Consider the following 6,000-nt stretch of genomic DNA (forward strand, 5'->3'; position numbering starts at 1 on the left):
AAAACTAACGAAAAGAAAGCCGCCCTGCCGGGGGCAGAGCAATCAGGTTGTTTTTGCCTCGGTGGTTGCGTCGTACGGCCCGGAGTGTTGGCTGGCGTGTCCAACGGACTCGAAGGACATCGCTATGGCATGACCCAATGGTCACGTGGTGGTGCCCCTGATCGCTTTGCTCGGTGAGCGTTCGGGCATCTGCCGTTCGCGGTGCGCAGCGCCGCGATCCTGCCTGCCTCGGTGGTTTCGTGGTTTTGTCTCTGGCGGCTAGCACCGGGGTATTTGATGCCCTGCCGTACCGGCGCGAGCGGCACCTTGCTATCACCCCCCTCTGGTTTCGTGGTGGGCACCGTGGCCCGTCCGCGAGGGCCGTGCTCGCACCTCACGGTGCTTGCCCTCCGAGACAAAACCACGAAACCAGCCACACCCGAAACGGCGCAGCCCTTCGCCCCGCGAACGGCAGATGTGGGAACGGTCACCGCACACGAGGTCAGGGGCCGCACCACGTAACCCATGGGTCATGCAGTTGCGATGCCCTTCGAGTCGGTTGGACATGCCAGCCAACACTCAGGGCCGTACGACGCAACCACTGCGACCGAACAGCCTTATTGCTCTGCTCCCGGCAGGGCGGCTTTCTTTTCGTTAGTTTTCTTTGCCGGTCAAAGAAAAGTGACCGGCAGCCCCCGCAGGGGGATGTCGTATGGCCCTTGGGTGCAAACGCCAACGCCGCTCAAAGAAATACCGACCACCCCCGCAGGACGATGTCGTATGGCTCTTGGGTGCAAACGCCATCGCCGCTCAAAAAAAACAGCGACCAACCCCGCACGGCAACGTCGTACGGCACCCTGGACCCAAAAACCAACACCTTCACTCCGCCTTAGCCCCCGAATCCCTCACCACCTTCGCCCACTTGGCGATCTCAACCTTCTGATAACCCGCCAACTTCTCCGGCGTACCAAGAATCGGATCCAGCCCCAAGGTCTTGAGCTTGGCTTGCACATCGGGAAGCTGGTAAATCCGGTTGAGCTCGGTGTTCAGCTTGGCGATCACATCCTTGGGCGTATTCGCCGGTGCGAAGATCGCAAACCACGAGTCCGCATCGAACCCGGGCAGTCCTTGCTCTGCCAGCGTGGGAATATCCGGCGCCGAGTGCGAGCGTTTCGCGCTGGTCACGCCAAGCGCCCGCACCTTACCCTCCTTGATCACCGGCAACGCCGACGGCAGGTTGTCGAACATCATGCTGATATGGCCGCCGAGCAGATCGGGAATGGCCATGGCGCGGCCCTTGTAGGGCACGTGGGTGAGCTTGACCCCGGCCAGGGAGTTGAACATCTCGCCCGCCACGTGCGGCGAGGTGCCGATGCCCGGCGTGCCGAAAGTCAGGGCGCCCGGCTTGGACTTGGCCAGCGCGATCAGTTCCGCCACGTTCTTGGCCGGCACGGAAGGATTGACCACCAGCACGTTGGGCGTGGACGCGACCAGGATCACCGGCGTGAAATCCTTGACCATGTCGTATGGCATCTTGCTGTAGAGCGCGCCGTTGATGGAGTGCGTGCCGACCGTGCCCAGCGCCAGCGTGTAGCCATCCGGCGCGGCATGCGCGACGGCCTCGGCGCCGATGTTGCCGCCTGCGCCGGGCTTGTTGTCCACCACCACGGGCTGGCCCCACGAGGGCGAGATTTTTTCGGAGAAGATGCGCGCCAGGATGTCGGGCGCGCCGCCGCTGGGAAAGCCCACCACCATCCGGATGGGCTTGGAGGGATAGGTGTCGGCCTGGGCCGAGGGCACGGCGAAGGCGGCGCAGGTGGCCAGGACGGCGGCTGCGAAAGGTTTGCAACGCATGGGGTGTCTCCCGATGATCGGTTTTATTCTGGTGTTGGACTGATCTTGCACGCTGCCGGCGCAAAGGGGCAAAGCCTTGCGCCTGTCCGCCGGCAGCGGTGACTCAACTGACTGTTACGCGGGGTTTCACGCCACGCTTAAACCACCGTGCCGCCGAACTCCGCCATCACTTTATCGTGCAGCCGGCGCATTCCCTTTAGCCAACGATCGTAATCTTGTCCTTTGCGCTGGTAATACTCGAGCACTTCGGGATGCGGCAGGATCAGGAAGCGCTCGTCCTTCACGCCTTCCAGCGTGACCTGTGCCACGTGCTCGGGCGTGACCGAGCCGGCTTGCAGGAAGCCCTTGCGCTCGCCATCCTCGCCGAACAGCATGCGCGTCTGCACGCCCTGCGGGCAGATGCAGCTGACCTTGATGCCGCGATCGCCGTAGGTGATCGACAGCCACTCGGCAAAACCGATGGCGGCGTGCTTGGTCACGGCATAGGGTGCCGAGCCGATCTGCGACAGCAGGCCGGCGGCGGACACGGTATTGACGAAATAGCCATCGCCGCGCGCCAGCATCTGCGGCAGCACCGCGCGCGAGGCGTGGATGTGGGCCATGACGTTGATCTCCCAGATGCGCTGCCATTCCTCGGCGCTGGCATCCAGGCCCTTGCGCAGGATGATGCCGGCGTTGGAGCAGAACACATCGATCTGGCCGAAGCGTTGCGTGGCCTCATCGGCCAGCGCCTGCACGGCGGCGGCATCGGCCACGTCGGTTTGCCGCGCGAACACCTGGCAGCCCGGGCTGGCCTTGGCCACTTCCTCGGCCACCGCTTGCGCACCCTTGCCATCCAGGTCGGCCACGGCCACGCCGCGCGCGCCGCCGGCGGCAAACGCCAGCGCCAGCGCGCGCCCGATGCCAGTGGCAGCACCCGTCACCACGACCGTCTTGTTGCGAATCTCCATCTTTGTCTCCTTTGTTTGCTATGTCTGTATTGCCAGCTAGATGTGTGGCCCTGGGGCCGTGAGAAAGCGATACGTGGCGATGGCATCGATGGCGCGCATGGCGCTGCTATCCGCGCCCCTGCCACAGGCGGCTCTGCAGCGCTTCGGCCAGCTCGCGGATGCGCGGGCCGAGATTGCCGTCGAGGATTTCCGGCGTCAGCCGCGTGGCCGCGCCGCCGATGTTGATGGCCAGCACTTCCGCGCCGCCTTCAAGCACCACGGGCGCGGCCGCACCGCTGACCGTGCGGTCCCACTCCGCGTGGGCCAGGCAGAAACCGCGCTTGGCGTAGTCGCGCAGCGCGCGCTCGAGCTTGATGCGGATCGCGGGCCAGCGCGCGCCGTAGTGGCGCTCCAGGTCGGCCAGCACGGCGGCGCGCCGCTCCGGCTCCAGCCCGGCCAGCCAGGCGCGGCCGATGGCGGAGGTAGCGGTGGGCAGGCGCGAGCCGGGCGCCAGCCGCATCACCAGCGCGCCGCGCGGCTGGCAGACTTCCAGGTACACCATCTCATGGCGGTCCGATGTGGCAAGCGCCACCGTGCAATCGGTGGCGAACGCCAGCGACTGCATCAGCGGCTGCGCGATCTCGCGGATGCCCGAGCCGGCGAGGTAACGCTGGCCAAGCACCATCGCGCCCTGGCCGAGCCGGTACTTTTCCAGCGACGCGGAATAGATCAGGTAGCCCAGGCTGGTGAGCGTGTAGGTCAGGCGTGAAACCGTGGGGCGCGGGATGCCGGTGCGCCGCGCCAGCTCCGCGTTGCCAAGGTAGTCGTCGTGCGGGCCGAAGGCGCGCAGCAGGTCCAGCCCACGCGCCAGCGCGGTGACGAAATTGCGGTCGTCACGGTCGATGTCTGGTTCCGTGCCGTCGCGCGGCGCATCGGCGGCGCGCACGGCCGCGGCATGCGCGCCGCCGGGCAGGGAAGCGGAGGAGGCAGGCGAGAGCGGGATCGACGAGGTGCGCTTCATACGTGGCGATAACGCTTGGCTACTGGGTGCGGGAAGCAGACCTGTGGCCGCCTTTGGCGGGGGCGGGCCGGAGGTAAGCCGGCTATTTCGCTGTGCGGAAGACTATTCCGTATTTCTTGACTGTGCCTCAGGCCGTATGCAACAGTCAATAAAAACGAACGATCGTGCTGGAACATACCTACGCAGACATGCGTGGCGCTTCACGGTACACGACGACACCGCACCCGGGGCCTGCACGGCAGGCCATTCCGCATCGCACAGGAGACCAAGCATGCATCACGCCATTCACCAGGCCGCACCGCCCCGCGGCTGACTCACGCCCCCCCTGACCAAGTGGCCCCCGCATCGTTTTTTGCGCGGCGCCGCCATTTCCACGCAGCCCGCAGCCCGGCTTGCGTGCCTTCGTTCGTGATTCGAAAAGTCGCATGAGGTAAGCCCGTGACATTGTTTCTTCAACAAGTCCTCAACGGCCTGACGCTGGGCGGCGTATATAGCCTGGTCGCGTTGGGCCTGACGCTGGTCTACGGCATCCTGCACGTGCCCAACTTCGCGCATGGCGCCTTCTACATGGCAGGTGCCTACGTCTCGTACTACTTGATGACGTCGCTGGGCGTGAACTACTGGCTGGCGATGGGCGCCGCCGCCATCGCCGTGGCGGCGCTGTCGATGCTGGCCGACCGGCTGGTGTTCCATCCGCTGCGCAATGCGCCGGAGCTGCACGACATGATCGCCGCCATCGGCATCATGCTGTTCCTCGAAGCCGGCGCGCAGGCAATGTGGGGCGCGGACTTCCATCGCATGCCCACGCCTTACGGCCAGATGGTGGAAGTGATGGGCCTGACCGCGCCGGCGCAACGGCTGCTGATCATCGCCGCGGCCTTCGGGCTGATGGTGCTGCTGCACCTGTTCCTCACGCGCACCGTGACCGGCTCCACCATCGTGGCGATGGCGCAGAACCGCGAGGGCGCGGCGCTGGTGGGCATCGACGCCACACGTGTCACGCTGCTGGTGTTTGCCATCTCCGGTGCGCTCGCCGCCATTGCGGCCACGCTCTACGCGCCGATCAACCTGGTCTACCCGAGCATGGGCAACCTGGTCATCACCAAGGCCTTCGTCATCATCATCCTCGGCGGCATGGGCAGCATTCCCGGCGCCATCGTGGGCGGGCTGATCATCGGCATGGCCGAGAGCTTCGGCGGCTTCTACGTCTCGACGGACTACAAGGACATCATCGCCTTCGCGCTGCTGGTGCTCATCCTGTCGATCCGGCCCCAAGGCCTGTTTGCCGGCAAGGCCGCATAAGGAGCGCACCATGACAAAGACACTGCAAGGCAAGACCGGCTGGGCCCTGTTGCTGGCGCTGGCCATCGCGTTCCCGCTGGTCACGCCCAACAGCTACTACCTGACGGTGATGACGCTGGCCTTCATCTACGCCATCGCCACGCTGGGGCTGAACCTGATCACGGGCTATACCGGCCAGCTCAACCTGGCGCACGGCGGCTTCATGGCCATCGGCGCTTACACGCTGGGCATTCTCACGGTGGATCACCAGGTGCCGTTCTGGGCGGCGTTCGTCCTGTCCGGCGTGGTGTGCATGGTGGTCGGCTACTTCGTCGGCGTGGTATCGCTGCGGCTGAAAGGCCATTACTTCTCGATCTTCACGCTGTGCATCGGCTACATCATCTACCTGCTGATCGAGAAGTGGGAAAGCCTGACGCACGGCACCGTGGGCCTGATCGGCATCCCGGTGCCGGCCTCGGTGGGCCCGCTCGCGTTCGACAACGTGCAGGCGCAGTACTACCTGGTGCTGTTCTTCCTGGTGGCGGGCACCTTCCTGATGCACCGCATCGTCACTTCGCTGCTGGGCCGCAGCTTCATGGCCGTGCGCAACAGCGACGCGCTGGCGGAGGCGCTCGGCATCAACCTGATGCGCACCAAGGTGCTGTCGTTCGTGCTGTCGGTGGGCTATGCCGGCTTTGCCGGCGCGCTGTACGCGGGCCAGGTGCGCTTTCTCGGGCCGGACATCGCGCGCACCGACCTGACCTTCGAGATGGTGATGGCGATGCTGGTGGGCGGCACCGGCACGCTGCTGGGGCCGCTGCTGGGCGCGGTGCTGGTGCCGTGGGTCACGCAGACGCTGCAGTTCCTGCAGGACTACCGCATGCTGGTGTTCGGGCCGGTGCTGGTGCTGCTGATCATTTTCGTGCCGGACGGCAT

The 6,000-nt window shown here is 65.5% G+C and carries 5 protein-coding genes; 2 read left to right on the forward strand and 3 right to left on the reverse strand.

Annotated features, from left to right (window positions below):
- Nucleotides 1-858: 858 nt before the first annotated feature.
- The 3 genes from AB4061_RS27990 to AB4061_RS28000 form a co-directional block, all read right to left on the reverse strand.
- Complete coding sequence (locus AB4061_RS27990) at nucleotides 859-1,833, reverse strand: Bug family tripartite tricarboxylate transporter substrate binding protein (protein ID WP_441639503.1); 975 nt, start codon at nucleotides 1,831-1,833, stop codon at nucleotides 859-861.
- Between the two features lie 137 nt (nucleotides 1,834-1,970).
- Nucleotides 1,971-2,783, reverse strand: a complete 813-nt coding sequence (locus AB4061_RS27995; RefSeq protein ID WP_441639504.1) for an SDR family oxidoreductase — start codon at nucleotides 2,781-2,783, stop codon at nucleotides 1,971-1,973.
- Between the two features lie 106 nt (nucleotides 2,784-2,889).
- On the reverse strand, nucleotides 2,890-3,783 hold the full coding sequence (locus tag AB4061_RS28000; protein WP_441639505.1) for an IclR family transcriptional regulator: 894 nt from the start codon (nucleotides 3,781-3,783) through the stop codon (nucleotides 2,890-2,892).
- 438 nt (nucleotides 3,784-4,221) lie between these two features.
- Here AB4061_RS28000 and AB4061_RS28005 point away from each other — a divergent pair, with 438 nt between their 5' ends.
- Nucleotides 4,222-5,085, forward strand: coding sequence for a branched-chain amino acid ABC transporter permease (locus tag AB4061_RS28005; RefSeq protein WP_441639506.1), 864 nt, complete (start codon nucleotides 4,222-4,224; stop codon nucleotides 5,083-5,085).
- A gap of 10 nt (nucleotides 5,086-5,095) precedes the next feature.
- Nucleotides 5,096-6,000, forward strand: a 905-nt coding sequence (locus AB4061_RS28010; RefSeq protein WP_441639507.1) for a branched-chain amino acid ABC transporter permease, incomplete at its 3' end; no start/stop codon positions are given.

Origin of the sequence: Cupriavidus sp. YAF13 (genome assembly GCF_052113425.1) — a bacterium.
GTDB lineage: Bacteria > Pseudomonadota > Gammaproteobacteria > Burkholderiales > Burkholderiaceae > Cupriavidus.

What these genes read in the sequence shown, in the direction of transcription:
- AB4061_RS27990 (WP_441639503.1), bottom strand. Translation starts at nt 1,833, where the DNA reads ATGCGTTGCAAACCTTTCGCAGCCGCCGTCCTGGCCACCTGCGCCGCC.
- AB4061_RS27995 (WP_441639504.1), bottom strand. Translation starts at nt 2,783, where the DNA reads ATGGAGATTCGCAACAAGACGGTCGTGGTGACGGGTGCTGCCACTGGC.
- AB4061_RS28000 (WP_441639505.1), bottom strand. Translation starts at nt 3,783, where the DNA reads ATGAAGCGCACCTCGTCGATCCCGCTCTCGCCTGCCTCCTCCGCTTCC.